The sequence below is a fragment of the Dyella sp. SG609 genome (assembly GCF_012275375.1).
Lineage (GTDB): Bacteria > Pseudomonadota > Gammaproteobacteria > Xanthomonadales > Rhodanobacteraceae > Dyella_D > Dyella_D marensis.
Genome location: NZ_JAAZQJ010000005.1, coordinates 355519 through 374210, shown reverse-complemented (window position 1 = coordinate 374210; position 18692 = coordinate 355519). Strand labels below are relative to the sequence as shown.

At 70.1% G+C, this 18692-nt stretch carries 15 protein-coding genes; 7 read left to right on the top strand and 8 right to left on the bottom strand.

Annotated elements, in window-relative coordinates:
* Nucleotides 1-16 precede the first annotated feature (16 nt).
* The 6 genes from FHW85_RS12235 to def form a co-directional block, all read right to left on the bottom strand.
* Entirely contained in the window at nucleotides 17-1018 is a 1002-nt protein-coding gene (locus tag FHW85_RS12235) for a glycosyltransferase (protein ID WP_167253190.1), read from the bottom strand.
* 17 nt (nucleotides 1019-1035) lie between these two features.
* Entirely contained in the window at nucleotides 1036-1995 is a 960-nt protein-coding gene (locus tag FHW85_RS12230; protein ID WP_168648396.1) for a glycosyltransferase, read from the bottom strand.
* A 7-nt stretch (nucleotides 1996-2002) separates the two neighbouring features.
* Nucleotides 2003-3736 carry a glycosyltransferase family 39 protein gene (locus tag FHW85_RS12225; RefSeq protein ID WP_168648395.1) on the bottom strand — a complete coding sequence of 578 codons (1734 nt, stop codon included), beginning with the start codon at nucleotides 3734-3736 and terminating at the stop codon, nucleotides 2003-2005.
* Between the two features lie 90 nt (nucleotides 3737-3826).
* Nucleotides 3827-5122: a 16S rRNA (cytosine(967)-C(5))-methyltransferase RsmB gene (gene rsmB, locus FHW85_RS12220; protein ID WP_168648394.1), complete on the bottom strand. Its 1296-nt coding sequence runs from the start codon at nucleotides 5120-5122 to the stop codon at nucleotides 3827-3829.
* Nucleotides 5119-6045 carry a methionyl-tRNA formyltransferase gene (fmt, locus tag FHW85_RS12215; RefSeq protein ID WP_210427766.1) on the bottom strand — a complete coding sequence of 309 codons (927 nt, stop codon included), beginning with the start codon at nucleotides 6043-6045 and terminating at the stop codon, nucleotides 5119-5121. Before fmt ends, rsmB begins: the two co-directional genes overlap by 4 nt.
* Nucleotides 6046-6056: 11 nt before the next feature.
* Nucleotides 6057-6566, bottom strand: coding sequence for a peptide deformylase (gene def / locus FHW85_RS12210; RefSeq protein WP_168648392.1), 510 nt, complete (start codon nucleotides 6564-6566; stop codon nucleotides 6057-6059).
* A gap of 191 nt (nucleotides 6567-6757) precedes the next feature.
* On the opposite strand from def, the gene FHW85_RS12205 reads away from it, so the two are divergent.
* The 6 genes from FHW85_RS12205 (at nucleotide 6758) to purD (ending at nucleotide 15235) form a co-directional block, all read left to right on the top strand.
* Nucleotides 6758-7882, top strand: coding sequence for a LysM domain-containing protein (locus FHW85_RS12205; protein ID WP_167253202.1), 1125 nt, complete (start codon nucleotides 6758-6760; stop codon nucleotides 7880-7882).
* Nucleotides 7883-7959: 77 nt separating this feature from the next.
* On the top strand, nucleotides 7960-9096 hold the full coding sequence (gene dprA / locus FHW85_RS12200) for a DNA-processing protein DprA (RefSeq protein ID WP_168648391.1): 1137 nt from the start codon (nucleotides 7960-7962) through the stop codon (nucleotides 9094-9096).
* 136 nt (nucleotides 9097-9232) lie between these two features.
* The gene (locus FHW85_RS12195) at nucleotides 9233-11749 is read left to right on the top strand and encodes a DNA topoisomerase I (protein ID WP_167253206.1); all 2517 of its coding nucleotides are present in this window, start codon (nucleotides 9233-9235) and stop codon (nucleotides 11747-11749) included.
* Nucleotides 11750-12322 carry a Sua5/YciO/YrdC/YwlC family protein gene (locus FHW85_RS12190; protein WP_167253208.1) on the top strand — a complete coding sequence of 191 codons (573 nt, stop codon included), beginning with the start codon at nucleotides 11750-11752 and terminating at the stop codon, nucleotides 12320-12322.
* Nucleotides 12323-12512: 190 nt separating this feature from the next.
* Nucleotides 12513-13877: an AMP-binding protein gene (locus FHW85_RS12185; RefSeq protein ID WP_168648390.1), complete on the top strand. Its 1365-nt coding sequence runs from the start codon at nucleotides 12513-12515 to the stop codon at nucleotides 13875-13877.
* 77 nt (nucleotides 13878-13954) lie between these two features.
* Nucleotides 13955-15235 (top strand): phosphoribosylamine--glycine ligase, encoded by a 1281-nt coding sequence (gene purD, locus FHW85_RS12180; RefSeq protein WP_167253212.1) that lies wholly within the window; start codon nucleotides 13955-13957, stop codon nucleotides 15233-15235.
* A gap of 95 nt (nucleotides 15236-15330) precedes the next feature.
* Here purD and FHW85_RS12175 read toward each other — a convergent pair whose 3' ends face one another.
* Nucleotides 15331-15711 (bottom strand): hypothetical protein, encoded by a 381-nt coding sequence (locus FHW85_RS12175; protein WP_168648389.1) that lies wholly within the window; start codon nucleotides 15709-15711, stop codon nucleotides 15331-15333.
* 165 nt (nucleotides 15712-15876) lie between these two features.
* Between FHW85_RS12175 and FHW85_RS12170 the strand changes: the two genes are divergently transcribed.
* Nucleotides 15877-17751 carry an MFS transporter gene (locus tag FHW85_RS12170; RefSeq protein WP_168648388.1) on the top strand — a complete coding sequence of 625 codons (1875 nt, stop codon included), beginning with the start codon at nucleotides 15877-15879 and terminating at the stop codon, nucleotides 17749-17751.
* 16 nt (nucleotides 17752-17767) lie between these two features.
* Here the strand turns inward: FHW85_RS12170 and ampE are convergent, their stop codons facing one another.
* On the bottom strand, nucleotides 17768-18637 hold the full coding sequence (gene ampE / locus FHW85_RS12165) for a regulatory signaling modulator protein AmpE (RefSeq protein ID WP_167253216.1): 870 nt from the start codon (nucleotides 18635-18637) through the stop codon (nucleotides 17768-17770).
* Nucleotides 18638-18692 lie beyond the last annotated feature (55 nt).

The window sequence follows — 18692 nt, the reverse complement described above, 5'->3', positions numbered from 1 at the left end:
GTCTGCAAGTGGAAGGTCAGGGCAGCGTATCGAGCGCGCGCAGCAGGCGGCCGGGGAAATCCCGCCGATTGTCTTCGAACCAGCGGCGCGCGGCCTGGCCCAGGCGCTGCTGCTCGGCTTCCGGCATATGGATGCAGCGCTCGATCGCGGCACGCATCGCGTCCATGTCGAAATCGTAGAGCGTGGCCAGCGCCTGCGTGCCGGCGGCGTGCGCGGCGACCAGGATGCCGTGCTCGGGCGTGACCAGCTCGTTCATCGGTTCGGCGTCGGTGGAGATCACCACGGCGCCGATGCCTAAGCTCTCGACGATCGAATGGCCATAGCCCTCGGTCTGCGAGGGGCACAGATGGAACACGCTGCTGTTCTGCAGTTCGCGCAGTGCCTCGTCGCCGACGTATTCGCGGATCAGCCGCACGTTGGCCGGCGTCTGCGGCCAGGCGCGGGCTTCGTCGCTGCGCCAGACCACGGTGAGCTGCGGCCAGTCCGGATGGTCCGCCCACAGTTTCAGGATCTGCGCGGTGCCCTTGTTGTTGCTGCGGCCCGGGCCGTGGAAAAAGGTGGGCTGGCGTGCGATGTCCGGCGCGCGCTGGTCTTCGCTGACGAAACCGGTGTGTATCACCGGCCGGCCCAGCTCACTGAAGATGCGCTGCGCATGATGGGTCTTGGCCAGCACCAGGTCGATGCCGCCCAGATCCGCCAGCCATGCCTGGTCGAACCACTCCGGATGCGGCAGCAGCGCGCTGGCGCCGGCCTGGCGGAAATAGCGTGCGCTGACGCTTTCGCACATCAGGTTGAGGTCGTAGCGCGCATGCAAGCGGCCCCGCGCGAGGTTGCGCAGCAGCTGGCGCGCGCGCCCGGAAAAACGCTGCCAGCGGTGGCTGAGCCGCGCGCGGTTATTGAGCCGGGTCACCGTGACCTGATGGCCGCCCTCGCGCAGGATGCGCGCGACCAGGCGCATGTCGCGGGTGAGGCCGGCGCCGTTGTCGTTGCCGATCAGTTGGATGGCGCGCTTGCGCATGCGGGGTCCGGTGGGCATCAGGGCAGGGCGGCGATGGCGGCGCGCAGGCGCGCGGGCCAGTCGGCGCGGTTGGTGTCGTACCAGCCGCGGGCGGCGCGGCCGAGCTGTTCGGCGGTGCTTGCGTCCATGGCGATGCAGCGTTCGATCGCGGCGGACATGGCTTCATCGGCGTAGCCGTAGAGCGTGGCGAGATCCTGCGCGCCCTCGCTGCGCGCCGGCACCAGCACGCCGCGTTGCGCGGTCACCAGCTCGTTCATCGGTTCCGCATCCAGCGTCACCACCACCGCGCCGCAGCTCATCGCCTCGACCAGGTAGTGGCCGTAGCCTTCAGTCTGCGACGGGCACAGGTGGAAGCGGTGTTCGTTCTGCAGCCGGCGATACGCTGCGTCGTCCAGATGCTCGCGCAGCAGCGTGACGTTTGCCGGCAGCGCGCCGATATCCACGCGCTTGCGCCGCCACGCCACGGTCAGCTGTGGCCACGACGGATGCGCGGCCCACAAACGCAGCAGCGCTTCGGTGCCTTTGTTGCCGCTGCGGCCCGGGCCATGGAAGAACGCATGCTTGCGCGGCACCGACGCATCCAGCCGGTCGGGACTGGTGAAGCCGATGTACTGCGTGCGCGCACCGAGCGCGCCGAACAGGCGTTCCGCATGGCGCGTCTTCACCCACACCGCATCCATCGCGGCGAGATGGGCGCGGTCGAACGGGCGGAAATATTCGGGGTTCGGAATCACCACGTTGCGCCGCGCACCGCGCAGGAATTCGGGGCGGATGCGTTCCAGCATCAGGTTGATGTCCTGCGCCGGCGCGCGCCAGGCCAGGCGCAGCCGCGTCGCCCATTCGGCGAGGCGGCCGCGATGCGGCAGGCCGCTGAGCGTGACGCCGTTGCCGGCCTCGCGCAGCGCCTCGGCCAGCAAGGCCATGTCGCGGCTGAGGCCGGCGCCGTTGTCGCGTCCGATCAGGTCCAGGCGCGCCATGGGGCGGTCACTCGGAATCGGCGGTACTGGCCGGCACGCGGTCGACCTCTTCGTTCGGCGTGCAGCCCGGGATCACCGCGTCGGCCTTGAACAGCCACCACTCGCGGCGGTTGGCGTGGCCGAGGCTGATCGCCTTGCTGCGGTCGACGCACTTGTCCATCACGCCGTCCAGCGCGAACAGCCAGCGGTGCGCCGGCGCCTGCGCCTGCCACTTCACCGCCGCCACGTACTGCTCGTGCCAGGGCACGGTGAAGCCGAAGTCGGTGGCGGGACGGTCGAGCATCAGCAGGTTCTGTTCCTTCCACGCGACCAGGCCCAGTTCCTCGTCGGCCGGCACGCGCGCACGCACGTCCTGCATCAGCGCGGCAGCGGAGCTGGAATCGTTGAGCAGCGGATACGCCCACAGGCCCCAGGCCAGCCACATCGCCGCCATGCCGCCGCACACCGCCCACACGGCGTGGCGCAGGCGCAGCGCGGCGATCAGCACCAGCTGCACGGCGCCGATGGCGACGAACATCCACCACAGCGCGTGGCCGCCGTCGTCGAAGCCGCGTGCGGTGGCGAACTCGGTGGCGAACTTCGGATGCGCGATCAAGGCGGCCGCGCCGACGCCGAGCATGGCCGCGCCCATCACGCCGATGAACACCAGGCCCGCGATGCGCAGCCAGCGCTTCTGCAGCAGCTCGTGCAGGAAGGGGCCGGTGATCAGCGCCAGCATCGGCAGCGCCGGCATGATGTAGACGTCGCGCTTGCCCTTGGGGATGGCGAAGAACACCAGGATCAGCACGATCCAGCCCAGCGGCAGCAGGATGCGCGCGTCCTTCGCCTTCAGCCGCTGCCACCAGCGCGGCAGCGTGCCCGGATAGGTGAGCGACAGCGGCAGCCAGCTGAACAGCACGATCGGCACGTAATAGAACGGCGAATGGTGGTGGTCCCACGACTTGCTGTAGCGGCCGGCGGTCTGGTGGAACAGGATGTCGTTGACATAAGCCGTATAGGCCGGATCGTTGCCGTGCGCCTTCGCGCCCAGCAGCATCGGCACCAGCCACAGCGCGATCGCCGCCAGCAGCGCCACCAGGCCCAGCGGCCAGCGCCACCATGCGCCCGGCCCCATGCGCGACACGCCGTCCCAGCCGCCGCGCCATGCCACCAGGTAGGGCAGCAGCATGAACAGCGCGAGCACGCCCACGCCCTTGGTGATCACGCCCAGGCCCGCGCAGAAACAGCCGAACCAGAACGCGCGCCAGTTCGGGCCCTTGAGCAGATGCACCAGCAGGCCCCAGTTCGCCGCGGTGATGTAGAACATCACCAGCGGATCGATCTGCGCGCGTTTCACCTGGTAGACGAACTGGAAACTCACCAGCAGCGCCGCGGCCGCATACAGGCCGGCCTGCCGGTTCCACAGCCGCCGGCCCAGGTCGTAGACCAGCAGCAGGGTGCCCAGCGCGGCCAGCAGCGACGGCAGCAGGAAGGCCGCGCGCCAGCTGCGCAGCACCGTGTAGCTGGCCGCTTCGGTCCACATCAGCATCGGCGGCTTGTCCGAATACAGCTCGCTGCCGCGATGCGGGAACAGCCAGTCGCCGCTTTCCACCATCTGCTTGGCGGCCAGGGTGAAGCGCGGCTCGTCCGACGGCCACGGGTCGCGCAGGCCGATGCCGGCGCCGATCACCACCACGGCGAAGATCAGCAGCAGCCAGAAATAGCGGCGTTCCTGGGGAGTGGCTTGCGAGGCAACGGGCATGCGTGGACTTCCGGCGGCGGCGCCGCGACGTAGCGATGGGTGTAGCGTTTTTTTAGGCCGGGCGCCTTATCGGGCGCTTAGGCGCGCCGGTCAGGCCCGTTCGAGCACGGCATAGTACATGCCGTCGAGGTCCCCATCCCCGGGGAGAACCTGCCAGCCCAGCGCCGCCGCCTGCCCCGCGGGCAGGGTGAACGCGGCCGCCCTTGCTTCGGGCTGGCTGGCCAGGAATGCGCCGACCACCGCTTCGTTTTCCGCCTTCAGCAGCGAGCAGGTCACGTAGACCAGCCGTCCGCCCGGCGCCAGCAGCGGCCACAGCGCCTGCAGGATGCGGCGCTGCTGCGCGGCCAGCGCGGCGATGTCGCTGTCGCGGCGGTGCAGGCGCACGTCCGGCCGGCGGCGCAGGACGCCGGTGGCCGAGCAGGGGGCATCGATCAGGATGCGGTCGAACGGACGGCCATCCCACCAGGTATCCGGGGCGCCGGCGTCGCCGATCACCACGTCGGCGTCGAGGCCGAGGCGGTCGAGGTTCTGGCCGATGCGCCTGGCGCGGCCGGCGTCGGATTCGAGCGCGATCAGGTCGAGCCGGGCGCGTTCGAGCAGATGGCAGGCCTTGCCGCCGGGGGCGGCGCAGGCGTCGAGTACGCGCAGCCCGTCGCGCACCTCGGCCAGATCCGCCGCGGCCTGGGCGGCGCCGTCCTGCACGGCGAAATGGCCTTCGGCGAAGCCGGGCATGCGGGTGACGTCGGCGCTGTGCGGCAGCACGATGCCGTCGGCCAGCCAGGCGTGGGCCTCGGCGGTATAGCCGGCGGCGCGCAGGCGTTCGAGCAGGTCGTCGCGGCCGCTGCGGCGGCGGTTGGCGCGCAGCATCAGCGGCGGCTCGATATTGTTCGCGGCCATCACCGCGTCGGCCTGTTCCGGCCAGTCGCGGGCGATAGCCTTGGCCAGCCAGGCGGGGTGGGCGTGGCGGGTCTGCGGCTTGGCGTCAAGCGCGGCCAGCAGCTCGGTGCGCTCGCGCTGCCAGCGGCGCAGCACGGCGTTGACCAGCCCGGCCATGCGCGGCCGCTGCAGCGCGCGCGCCGCCTGCACGGTGGCGGCGACGGCGGCGTAGTCGGGCAGCTCCAGGATCTCCAGCTGCACCAGGCCCAGCACCAGCAGGGCGTGCACGGCCGGCTCCTTCTGGCGCAGCGGTTTCTCCAGCAGGCGGTCGATGGCGGCGTCGAAGCGCAGCCACCAGCGCGCGCCGTCGCTGACCAGGGCGGTGAACAGGGCGCGGTCGCGCGGGTCGGGCAGGCGCGGGGCGTAGCGCTCGGTGGCGTCCCGCTGCGAGGCGCCGCGCAGGGCGACTTCGGCGAGGGCCTGGGCGGCCAGGGCGCGGGTATCGGTCATCGGGCGCTGCGCAGTTCGGGCCGCGCATTGAGATAGTCGGCCGCGCCGATGCGCTTGCCGCCGGCACGCTGCAGCGCGGTCACGCGCAGGGCGCCTTCGCCGCAGGCGATCTCGATGCCGTCGCGGCCGGCGGACAGCACGCTGCCGGGGGCGGCGGCGTGGTCGCGCGCGATGGCTTCGGCGGCCCAGATGCGCAGCGGCTCGCCGGCGATCTCGCCTTCGGCGACGGGCCAGGGATCGAAGGCGCGGACCTGGCGTTCCAGGCTGAGCGCGTCGCGCTGGAAATCCAGCTTCGCCTCGGCCTTATCCAATTTGTGCGCGTAGGTGACGCCGTCTTCCGGTTGCGCGCGCGGGCTCGGCGTTTCGCCGGCCATGGCGCGGCGCAGGCCTTCGGCCAGCACCTCGGCGCCCAGCGCCGAGAGGCGGTCGTGCAGGCTGCCGCCGGTGTCGGCGCGTTCGATCGGCGTGCGGCGCTCCAGCAGCACGGGGCCGGTGTCCAGGCCCGCTTCCATCTGCATCAGGTCCACGCCGCTTTCGGTGTCGCCGGCCAGGATCGCGCGCTGGATCGGCGCGGCGCCGCGCCAGCGCGGCAGCAGGCTGGCATGTACGTTCCAGCAGCCCAGGCGCGGCAGGGCCAGCACCTTGCGCGGCAGGATCAGGCCGTAGGCGACCACCACCATCAGGTCGGCCCGCCAGGCAGCGAGCGTGTCGCGCGCTTCCTGGCTTTTGAGCGATTCGGGCTGTTCCACCGGGATGCCGGCGGCCAGCGCGGCCTGCTTCACCGGGCTGGGCGTGAGCTTGCGGCCGCGGCCCGCGGGGCGGTCCGGCTGCGTATACACGGCAACGACCTCGGCGCCGCTGGCGCGGCAGGCTTCCAGGCAGGGGACGGAGAACTCGGGCGTGCCGGCGAAGACGACGCGCAAGGGCGCGCCCGTCAAGCGCTGGCCGCCTGCTTGCGCTGCTTGTCCAGGCGCTTGAGCAGCATGGAGCGCTTCAGCGGCGACAGGTAATCGACGAACACCTTGCCGGCCAGGTGATCCATCTCGTGCTGGATGCACACCGCCAGCGGGCCTTCCACGTCGAGCACGAACTCCTTGCCGTCGGCGTCCTGCGCCTTGACCTTGATCTTCAGCGCGCGGGTCACGTCGGCATAGATGCCGGGGAAGGACAGGCAGCCCTCCTGGTACACCTGGGAGCCGTCCTTTTCCAGGATTTCGGCATTGATCAGGGCCAGCGGCTCGTCGCGCCCGTCGCTCATGTCCGCCACCAGCACGCGCCGGTGCACGTTGACCTGGGTGGCGGCCAGGCCGACGCCGTTGGCGGCATACATGGTTTCGAACATGTCGGCGACGAACTGCTTGAGTTCTGCGTCGAACAGGCGCACGGGCTCGGCCTTGGTGCGCAGGCGGGGGTCGGGGAATTCGAGAATGGTCAGGGTCGACATTTGGTGTACACCTCGGCGCCAAAAATGCGGGCGAATCGGTGAAAACCCAGCCCGGGCGCGATCTAGAATGAGCCTTATTGTACGTCGGCAACCCCGTGTCTGGCAGAGGATTCTGCCAACTGGCTCTGGTTGCGGGCGTTAAACCATCGGTTACACTCCGCCGAGCATCGGGGGATGGGGGAATCCCGTTTATGATTAGAAAGTCCATCGGGCTGCTGGCCGGCATGCTGGTCACTGTCGCCGTTTACGCTGCCGGCGCTCAATTGCGCTCGGACCACCCCGATTCGTACACCGTGCGCAAGGGCGACACGCTCTGGGCCATTTCGGCGCGCTTCCTCTCCAAGCCCTGGCTGTGGCCGGAGATCTGGCAGGCGAACCCGCAGGTGCAGAACCCGCACCTGATCTATCCGGGCGACGTGCTCAATCTTTCCTTCATCAACGGTCCGCGCCTTGGCCTGCAGCCGCGCGTGCGCGCCGAAGGCGAGCCGATCCCCGCCATCCCGCTGTCCGCGCTGCGCATGTTCCTGAAGGAAACGCGCGTGATGAACTCGGACGAGGTGAAGCAGTCGCCGTACGTGATGGGCTTCGAGGAAGCTCGCCTGCGCGGCACCGTCGGCCAGAACATCTACGCGCGCAATCTCAAGTCCGAGCCGGGCCAGCGCTGGGCGATCGTGCGCCCGACGCATACCTTCCGCGGCTTCAACCAGGACGACCGCAGCGAGCCGTACCCGATGGTCGGCCATGAGCTGGACGACGACGCCTCGGTGGTCACCACCCCGTGGCGCGAAGAATTCCGCAACGACCACCACTACGGCACCGGCACCGACCTGGGCACCGAAGTGACGGTGATCGGCAATGCCGAAACGCTGCGCACCGGCGACGTCTCCACCCTGCTGCTGCTGGATTCCACCCAGGAGATCCGCAAGGGCGATCGCATCATGCCGATCGACGACAAGCCCTACGACCCGTACTACTACCCGCATGCGCCGAAGTCGGTGCCGGACAACTCCCGCGTGATCGCCTTCACCGACGCGCTGGAGGCCGTGGGCCCGCACCAGGTGGTGGCGATGTCGATCGGCGCGAAGGACGGCGTGGAGAACGGCCAGACCTTCTCGATCGTGCATCCGGGCGAGACCATCAACGACGACGTGGCCAGCGACAGCTGGCGCCGCGGCACCGGCAAGGCGGTGACCCTGCCGGAGGAATTCGTCGGCCACGTGATGGTGTTCCGCACCTTCGACAAGGTCAGCTACGGCCTGGTCATGGACGGCATCAAGCCGATCTCGATGGGCGACCGCCTGACGATGCCTGAGTAAGCGCATCGGCATCGGCTGACACAACGGCGCGGCATCGTCCGCGCCGTTTTCGTTTGCGCGGCCCATAAACTGCACGGATGAGCGAAACCGACGCATGGCGCGCCTGGCTGGTCCTGCTGCGCACTCCCGGCCTGGGGCCTTCCACCCTCCGTCAATGGCTGCTGGCCCACGACCGGCGCATCGAGACCGTGCTGGCGCATGCGCCGCGGCGTGCGGCGGCGTTGGGCGCAGATGCAGTGGCCTGGCTGGAGCGGCCGGACGAAGCCCTGATCGCCGCCGACCTGGACTGGCTGGCCCAGCCGGGGCATCGCCTGCTGTGCTGCACCGAGGCGGATTTCCCGCCCCTGCTGGAGGCGATCCCGAACCCGCCCGCCGCGCTGTTCGTCAGCGGCGACGCCGGGCTGCTGCTGTTCCCGCAGGTGGCGATCGTCGGCTCGCGCGGCGCCACCGCCGGCGGGCTGGCGCAGGCGCGGGCGTTCGCGCGGGACCTCGCCGTGGCCGGCTTCGTGGTGACCAGCGGCATGGCCGACGGCGTCGACGGCGCGGCCCACCTGGGCGCGCTGGATGCCGGCCGGCCCACGGTGGCGGTAGTGGGCACGGGCCTGGACCGGGTCTATCCGCGCAAGCATCTCGCCCTGGCGCACCGGATCGCGCAGGAAGGCGTCCTGGTCAGCGAATTCCCGCTGGGCACGCCGGCCGTGGCGGGGCATTTCCCGCGGCGCAACCGCATCTTGTCGGGCCTGGCCCTGGGCACCCTGGTGGTCGAGGCGGACCTGGAATCGGGCTCGCTGATCACCGCCCGCCTGGCCGGCGAGCAGGGGCGGGAGGTATTCGCGCTGCCCGGCTCCGTCCATAATCCGCAGTCCCGTGGCTGCCACCAGCTGATCCGCGACGGCGCCCGGCTGGTCGAAACGGCGGCCGAAGTGGCCGAGGTGCTGGCGCCGCAGGCGCGCGCGCTGGGCGCGGAACTGGCGGCGCGGCTGCAGGATGCGCCACCGGGCCGGGCCGTTCAGGCCGCCCAGGCGGGCTGGAGCGGCGACCCGGAGTACGGCCAGCTGCTGGCCGCCCTGGGCCACGACCCGGCCAGCCTGGACGAGCTGGCCGGCCGTACCGGGCAGTCCGCCGCCGCCTTGTCGTCCATGCTGCTGATGCTGGAGCTGGAGGGCGTGGTCGGCAGCCTGCCGGGCAATCGCTACCAGCGCCTGCCGGGCTAGCCGGGCCGGATGGCCGAAATGGCTCCATGCCTCGTTTTCACGAGACCGAGCTTGACGGCGTTGGCGCGGCATGCCTTTAACTAAATAAAGAAGGCCCGCCAAAGTGCGGGCCGTTGGCTTCTGGAAACCCCGCTGCATGGCAAAGAATCTGCTCATCGTCGAGTCGCCCGCCAAGGCCAAGACGATCAACAAGTACCTGGGCAAGGACTTCCAGGTCCTGGCCTCCTACGGTCACGTGCGTGACCTGAAGCCGAAGGAGGGCGCGGTCGATCCGGACCATGGTTTCGCCATGGCCTACGAGATCATCGAGCGCAATCAGAAACACGTCGATGCCATCGCCAAGGCGGCCCAGGCGGCCGACGACATCTACCTCGCGACCGACTTGGATCGCGAAGGCGAGGCGATCAGCTGGCATATCAGCGAGATCCTGCAGCAGCGCGGCCTGACCAAGGGCAAGCAGCTGCACCGCGTGGTGTTCTCCGAGATCACCCCCAAGGCGATCAAGGCCGCCGTGGCCCAGCCGCGCCAGCTCTCGCACGACCTGGTCGACGCCCAGCAGGCGCGCCGCGCGCTGGACTACCTGGTCGGCTTCAACCTGTCGCCGGTGCTGTGGCGCAAGGTGCAGCGCGGCCTGTCCGCCGGCCGCGTGCAGAGCCCGGCGCTGCGCATGATCGTGGAGCGCGAGGAAGAGATCGAAGCCTTCGTCGCCCGCGAGTACTGGACCGTCGAAGCCGCGCTGCGCCACCCCGAGGGCGACTTCAGCGCGCGCCTCACCCGCCTGTACGGCAAGAAGTTCGAGCAGTTCGACCTCACCAACGAGGCCGACGCCATGGCTGCCCGCGCGGCGCTGAAGGAAGCCGCGCACGGCCGCCTCACCGTCAGCGACGTCGGCAGCAAGGAGCGCAAGCGCCGCCCGGCGCCGCCGTTCACCACCTCCACCCTGCAGCAGGAGGCCGCGCGCAAGCTCGGTTTCTCCACCAGCCGCACCATGAAGGTGGCGCAGGGGCTGTACGAGGGCGTGTCGCTGGGCAGCGAGGGCAACGTCGGCCTCATTACCTATATGCGTACCGACTCGGTGGCGCTGTCCGAGGACGCCGTGGGCGAGCTGCGCCAGCTGATTGCGCGCGACTACGGCAACAAGGCGCTGCCGGACCATCCGCAGGTCTACAAGTCCAAGTCCAAGAACGCGCAGGAAGCGCACGAGGCGATCCGCCCGACCTCGGCCATGTACACGCCGCGCGAGGTGGCTTCGTACCTCAACGACGAGCAGCGCAAGCTGTACGAGCTGATCTGGAAGCGCACCGTCGCCTGCCAGATGATCCACGCCACGCTCAACACCGTGTCGGTGGATTTCGCCCTGCCGCATGCCCAGGGCGGTGAGGCGGGCTTCCGCTCCACCGGCACCACCGTGGTCGACCCGGGCTTCCTGGCCGTGTACGAGGAAGGCCGCGACCAGAAGAGCGCCGAGGACGACGACGAAGGCCGCCGCCTGCCCAGGCTGGAAAAGGGCGAGCAGGTCGCGCTGCACGACATCCTGGCCGACCAGCACTTCACCGAGCCGCCGCCGCGCTATTCCGAAGCGAGCCTGGTGAAGTCGCTGGAAGAACACGGCATCGGCCGTCCGTCGACCTACGCCAGCATCATCCAGGTGCTGCTCAACCGCGAATACGTGCTGCTGGACAGCCGCCGCTTCAAGCCCACCGACGTGGGCCGCGCGGTGAGCAAGTTCCTGACCCAGCACTTCACCCGCTACGTCGACTACGACTTCACCGCCAAGCTCGAGGACGAGCTCGACGCGGTGAGCCGCGGCGAGGAAGCCTGGGTGCCGCTGATGGAGCGTTTCTGGCAGCCGTTCAAGCAGCAGGTCGAGGAAAAGACCGAGACCGTCGACCGCAGCGAGGCCACCGGCGCGCGCGAGCTGGGCACGGATCCGAAGACCGGCAAGCCGGTGTCGGTGCGCCTGGGCCGCTATGGGCCGTATGCGCAGATCGGCGACAAGGACACCGACGAGAAGCTGCAGTTCGCCAGCCTGCGTCCGGGCCAGAGCATGCACACCATCACCCTGGAAGAGTCGCTGGAGCTGTTCAAGCTGCCGCGCAAGCTCGGCCAGGCCGAGAACGGCGACGAGGTGTCGGTGGGCGTGGGCCGCTTCGGCCCGTTCGTGAAGCAGGGCAGTACCTATGCCTCGCTCAAGGCCGAGGACGACCCCTACACCATCGAGCTGCCGCGCGCGCTGCAGATCGTGCAGGAGAAGCTGGAGCTGATCGCCAACCGCGTGATCCAGGACTTCGGCAACGGCGTGCAGGTGCTCAACGGCCGCTTCGGTCCCTACATCACCGACGGCGAGAAGAACGCGCGCATCCCGAAGGACCAGGACCCGAAGACCCTGACCGAGGCGCAATGCATCGAACTGCTCGCCGCGGCGCCGGTGAAGAAGGGCCGCGGCGGCGCCAGGAAGGCAGCGGCGAAGAAGGCCGCGCCGGCAGCGAAAAAGGCGGCCGCCAAGAAGGCTCCGGCGGAAAAACCGGCGGTGAAGAAGGCCGCGGCCAAGAAGACGACGGCCACCAAGACGGCAGCCAAGAAAACCGCGGCGAAGAAAACCGCCACCAAGAAAGCCGCCGCGAAGAAGCCCGCAGGCAAGGCCAAGGCCTGAGTGGCCCGGCACTTCGCGCTCGATCAGCTCGACGATGCCGCCGCGCTCCTGCGCGGCGGCGGCGTGCTGGCCTATCCCACCGAGGCGGTGTTCGGCCTGGGCTGCGATCCGCATGACCGCGCGGCGTTCGAGCAGATCTTCGCCTTGAAGCAGCGCCCGCCTACCCAGGGCGTGCTGCTGATCGCGGCTGACTTCGCCCAGGTCGAGCGCTACATCGCCCGCGCCGCGGTGCCCGATGAAGTGATGGAGCAGGTCCGCGCGAGCTGGCCCGGACCGAATACCTGGATCTTCCCGCGCTCGGCCGAAGTGCCCGAATGGGTGGCCGGCGCCCACAGCGGCATCGCCCTGCGCGTCACCGCGCACGAGCCCGCCGCCGCGCTGTGCCGCGCCTTCGGCGGCGCGCTGGTGTCGACCAGCGCCAACCCGCACGGCCAGCCGCCGGCCCGTTCCGCGGCGGCGGTGGAGCGCTACTTCGGCGCCGCGCTGGACGGCCTGCTGGACGCTCCGCTGGGCGGCCTGGAGCGGCCCACGGTGATCCGCGACGCGCTCACGGGCGCTATCATCCGCGCCTGACCCGAGCCGGCTCGCCGGCCCGCCTGAATACGCTCTGGACGCTACCGGCGCCAGTGGGGAGGTATTCAGCGGCGGTCGCGAGGATGGGAAGAGCCTCGCCGGGCCCAATCCGCGATCCATTCCGTCGGCCCGGTTTTCCGGGGCGGCTCCATGGATGCGTTGCCGGTGAACAGTACGGGGAGAACACCGCTTGGCCATTGTCTACGACAGCTACCGCCACGATCCGGCCAGCACCGGCCTGCCGCTGCTGGTGGCCGGCCATGCGGCGCGCACGGTGGCCTGGCGCGGCGCCGGGGCGGTGAGCGCCGCGCAGTTCCTGGCGCACGTGCAGCAGGTGGCGGCCGGGCTGCCCACCGCCACCGCGGCGGTGAACTTGTGCGATGACCGCTACGCCTTCCTGGTCGCGTTCTGCGCCATCGCGCTGCGCGGCCAGGCCAACCTGCTGCCGTCCTCGCGCCAGCCGCAGGCGGTGATGGAAGTGATGGCGGCGCACCCGGGCAGCTACGCGCTGGGCGAACTGGCGCTGGATGCCCCACCGCCCGGCTACCGCCTGATGCCCGTGCTGGACGCGCCCGCCGCCGACGGCGAAACGCCGGCGCCGCTGATTCCGGCCGAGCAGGTGGTGGCGATCGGCTACACCTCCGGTTCCACCGGCGTGCCGAAGGCCTACCCGAAGACCTGGCGCAGCTTCCACGCCAGCAACGCCGGCAACATGCGCGCGCTGCGCGCCGTCGTCGGCCCGCGTTTCGACGTGGTGGCCACGGTGCCGCCGCAGCACATGTACGGCATGGAGGCCTCGGTGCTGCTGCCGCTGCTGGGCGACGTGGGCGTGCATGCGGCGCGGCCGTTCTTCCCGGCCGACGTGGCCGACGCGCTGGCGCAGACGCGCGGCCCGCGCGTGCTGGTGATCACGCCGATCCATCTGCGCGCCCTGATCGAATCCGGCGTCGCGTTGCCGCCGATCGCCGCCATGATGTCGGCCACCGCGCCGATGCCGGCGGAGCTGGCCGCCGCCGCGGAACAGCGCTTCGGCGCGCCGCTGCTGGAAGTGTTCGGCTCCACCGAAACCTGCGTGATCGCCTCGCGCCGCGCCGCCGCGGACGAGCCCTGGACGCTGTACGACGGCGTGCGCCTGCATCCGCAGCCGGACGGCACCCTGGTCGACGCGCCGCAGCTGGACCAGCCGATCGCCCTGGCCGACATCGTCGCCCTGCAGGACGAGGGTCGCCGCTTCCGCCTGTGCGGCCGCCATGCGGACCTGTTGGAAATCGCCGGCAAGCGCGCTTCGCTGGGCGATCTCACCCGCCGCCTGCTGGCGGTGCCGGGCGTGCGCGACGGCGTGGTGTTCCAGCTCGACGGCGACGCCATCGGCGTCAAGCGCATCGCCGCCCTGGCGGTGGCGCCGGGGCTGGACGAGCACGGCATCCTGGAAGCCCTGCGCGGCTCGGTGGAACCGGTGTTCCTGCCGCGCCCGCTGCGCCTGGTCGACGCGCTGCCGCGCAACGAGACCGGCAAGCTGCCGCGCAGCGCGCTGATGGAGCTGATCGGCCGCTGAGGGCCGCCTGGGCGGTCCCGCCCGCTACAATGTCGCGCTGCGCCGTGCAGGCGCATCCCTTCGTAGTGGAGCAAGGCATGAAAGTTCTGGTCATCGGCAACGGCGGTCGCGAACACGCGCTGGCGTGGAAGCTCAAGCAGTCGCCGCGCGTGAGCGAGGTGATCGTCGCGCCCGGCAACGCCGGCACGGCGCGCGAGCGCGGCCTGCGCAACGCGGACGTGGCGGTGACCGACCTGGACGGCCTGCTCAAGCTGGCGCGCGAGGAGAAAGTCGAGCTGACCGTGGTCGGCCCCGAAGTGCCGCTGGTGGCCGGCGTGGTCGACAAGTTCCGCGCCGCCGGCCTGCGCATCTTCGGGCCGCGCGCGGTCGCCGCGCAGCTGGAAGGCTCCAAGGCCTTCGCCAAGGATTTCCTGCTCCGCCACAACATTCCCACCGCGCGCTACGCGGTGTTCACCCAGCTGGAACCGGCGCTGGCCTATGTGCGCAAGCACGGCGCGCCGATCGTGATCAAGGCCGACGGCCTGGCCGCCGGCAAGGGCGTAGTGGTGGCGCTCACGCTGGCCGACGCCGAACTCGCGCTGCACGACATGCTCGGCGCGCACAGCTTCGGCGATGCTTCGGCGCGCGTGGTGATCGAGGAATTCCTCGACGGCGAGGAAGCCAGCTACATCGTGATGAGCGACGGCAGCCACGCCCTGCCCATGGCCAGCAGCCAGGACCACAAGCGCCGCGACGAGGGCGACCTCGGCCCCAATACCGGCGGCATGGGCGCGTACTCGCCCGCGCCGGTGGTGACGCCGGAGGTGGAGCGCCGCATCCTCAAGGAAGTGATCGAGCCGACCCTGCACGGCATGGCCGCCGAGGGCGCGCCGTTCATCGGCTTCCTCTATGCCGGCCTGATGATCGACCAGAGCGGCGCGCCGAAGGTGATCGAATTCAACGTGCGCTTCGGCGACCCGGAAACGCAGCCGATCATGCTGCGGCTGAAGTCCGACCTGGTCGAGCTGATCGAAGCCGCGCTGGACGGCGAGCTGCGCCACACCACCGCGCATTGGGACCCGCGCCCTTCGATCGGCGTGGTGATGGCCGCGGGCGGCTATCCGGGCAAGGTGCGCAGCGGCGATGCGATCACCGGGCTGGATGCCGTGTCCGGTCCGGACGCCAAGGTTTTCCACGCAGGCACGAAGCTCGATGCGCAAGGCCAGCCGGTGACGGCCGGCGGCCGCGTGCTGACGGTATGCGCGCTGGGCAAGGACATCGCGGCGGCGCGCGAGCAGGCTTATGCGGCGGTGTCGAAGGTGCATTTCGACGGCGCGTTCTGCCGGCGCGACATCGCGCACCGCGCGCTGCACCGCTGAGCGTGTAGGTTGGGGTGAGCCAAAGGCGAACCCCAACATGGCCAGGCTCATCGAACCGTTGGGGTTCGCCTCTGGCTCACCCCAACCTACGCCGCTCAGTGCGCGAGGTAGTAGCGCACCAGCGCCATCGCCAGCGCGAACACGTAGCCATAGGCGAACCGGTCGATGCGCAGCGGCGCATCGCCGCGGCGCTGGCGCCAGTAACCGAACAGCATCATCGCGCCGCCGGCGAGGACGGGCACCAGCACCAGGCTGGCCAGGCGCTGCGTTTGGGTGTGCGCCAGGTGGCCCGGCATGACCAGCAGGCTCAAGCCGCCGGCCAGGCCGCCCAGCAGGAGCATCCCGATCACCGCCACGACGGGATGCGGGCGCCGGCGGAAGGGTTCGCGCACGGCGTGGAAACCCAGCTCCGCCAGCGTTTCGGCGAACAGCTGCAACAGCAGTTCGCCCAGGATCTGCAGGATGGCTTCCAGCATGTCAGCGCCGGCCCGCAGGCGCCGCACGCCTGTCCTTCGAATCGCTCATCGATCGCCCCCGGTTCGTTGCCGCATCTTTGCCGATACGCCGCGGCGAGGGTAGCCACCGGCGCCGCCGGGTTTCCGGCTAGGCTATGCCGCACCGCTCTGACGCCAAGGACCTGCATGAGCCAGTTTTCCCTGCTGGGCAGCCGCCGCTTCGCGCCGTTCTTCTGGACCCAGGCGCTGGGCGCGTTCAACGACAACGCGTTCCGCAATGCCATGGTCATGCTGGTGGCGTTCCAGATGGGGCTGGACGACCGCACGGTGTCGCTTTACACCAGCCTGGCGCCGGCGCTGTTCATCCTGCCGTACTTCCTGTTCTCGGCCACGGCGGGGCAGCTGGCGGAGAAGTACGAGAAGACGCGCATCATCCGCTTCGTCAAGCTGTTCGAGATCGGCGCGATGCTGCTGGCGGCGATCGGCTTCTATACGCATCACGTGTCGCTGCTGCTGGTGGTGCTGTTCCTGATGGGGCTGCACTCGACCGTGTTCGGGCCGATCAAGTACGCGATCCTGCCGCAGGCGCTCAAGCCTCAGGAGCTGGTCGGCGGCAACGGCCTGGTGGAAATGGGCACGCAGCTGGCGATGCTGGTCGGCATGATCGCCGGCAACGCGCTGATGCTGATCGTGGGCTTCGGGCCGGTGGCGGCTTCGTCGCTGACCATCCTGGTGGCGTGCATCGGCTACTTCGCCTCGCGGCAGATTCCGTCGGCGCCGGCCACCGCGCCGGACCTGCGTTTCAGCTGGAATCCGTACACCGAGACGGTGAAGGTGCTGAAGCTGACCCGTGCCGACCGCGCGGTGTTCAACGCGGTGCTGGGCATTTCCTGGTTCTGGTTCTTCGGCACGGTGCTGATCTCGCAGCTGCCGAACTACACGCGGTTGAACCTGGGCGGCGACGGCTCGGTGAACACGCTGGTGCTGACGCTGTTCTCGATCGGCACGGGCATCGGTTCGCTGCTGTGCGAGCGCATGTCCGGGCGCCGCGTGGAGGTGGGCCTGGTGCCGCTGGGCGCGTTCGGCCTGACCGTGTTCGGCGTGGACCTGTACTTCGCGCGCTCCGGCCTGGCGCCGATGCATGGGCTGGACTGGACGGCCTTCCTGCATTCGCCCGGCAGCTGGCGCATCGCGCTGGACCTCACCCTGGTGGGCATGTTCGCCGGCTTCTACGTGGTGCCGCTGTTCGCCTTCGTGCAGAGCCGCGCGCCGCGCGAGCAGCTGTCGCGCATCATCGCGGGCAACAACATTCTCAATGCGCTGTGGATCTGCGTCGCTTCCGGCTTCGGCCTGGGGTTGGGCGCGGCGGGGCTGACGCCGGCGCAGATCTTCCTGGCGACGGCGTTGCTGAACATCGCGGTGGCGGTGTACATCTTCACCCTGGTGCCCGAGTTCCTGATGCGGTTCATCACCTGGGTGCTGGTGAACACGCTGTACCGGGTGCGCGTGGACGGCACGCAGCACATTCCGGAAGAAGGCCCGGTGCTGCTGGTGTGCAACCACGTGAGCTTCATGGATCCGCTGCTGCTGATGGCGAACCTGCGCCGGCCGGCGCGCTTCGTCATGTACTACAAGATCTTCAACATCCCGCTGCTCAACTTCGTGTTCCGCACGGCGAAGGCGATTCCGATCGCGGGGCAGAAGGAAGACCCCGAGGTGCTGCGCAAGGCGTACGAGGAAGTGGATGCGGCGCTCGCCGACGGCGAAGTGGTGTGCATCTTTCCGGAGGGCGGGCTGACCAAGGATGGCGAGGTGGCGACGTTCCGTCCCGGCGTCGCGCACATCCTGCAGCAGCGTCCGGTGCCGGTGGTGCCGATGGCGCTGCGTGGACTGTGGGGCAGCGTGTGGAGCCGGCGCGACAACATGCTGCGGCGCGCGCGGCTGCCGCGGCGTTTCCGTGCGCGGGTGGAGCTGGTGATCGGCGAACCGCTTGCGCCCGCCGAGGCGCAGCTGTCGGTGCTGGAAGCGCGGGTGCGCGAACTGCGCGGCGACAAGGCCTGAAGCGCGAGCCGGCGGCTCAGTGCAGCCAGCCGGCCAGCACGATCAGCGCCACCACGCTCATCCACGCCAGCAGCGCGCGCAGCAGCGCGCCGCGCAGGCGGCGCAGTTCGCCGAGCACGTCGATGCGTTCCTCGGCATAGCCGTCGCCGGCTTCGATATCCACCTCGATATCGGCACGCGCGGCGGCGCCCAGAAAGCCGGGGCCTTCGCGCAGCCAGCTGCCGGGAATGGCCTGCTGGTGCCACTGGCGCCAGGCGCCGATCACCGCGTCCCAGTGGCCGACCAGGGCCAGGGTGAACACCATCAGCTGCGCGGGCACCCAGTCCAGGCCGTGGGCGATGCGGCGGGCCATGGATTGCGCGTCGGTGTCCAGGCGCAGGGTGGCGTCGCTGCGCAGCGTCTGCGCCAGCCGGTACAGCAGCGCGCCGGCCGGGCCGAGCACGAAGAACCAGAACAGCACGCCGAAGCGGCGGCGCAGCGCGGCGTAGGCGACGGCTTCGCCGACCGCGACGGCGTTCCAGGCGATCGGTTCGCCCTCGTCCGACAGCGCCTGCACGGCGGCCTGGCGGCTGACGCCGTCCGGCGCCTTGAGGATCGCTTCCAGATCCGCTTCGTAGGCATGCGGCCCGAAGCAGTACAGCAGCACCGCGAGCGAGAACACCAGCAGCACCAGGTCGCGCATCGGCAGCAGGCTGATCAGCCAGATCGCCAGCAGGCACAGCACCACTGGCACGGCCAGCGCGATCACCGTGCGGCCGGCGCCGCTGGCGTCGCCCAGCTGCGCCACCCAGCGCCGGAAGCCGCCGTCGCCGCGCCAGTGCGCGAGCGCCGGCTGCAGATGCAGCAGGCCGAGGGCGATAAGAGCGGTGAGCAGGCTGACGGCCATCGGTGGGACTCCCTTGCGTTGGCCGCATTGTAGCGAGGAGCGTGCGACAGCCGTG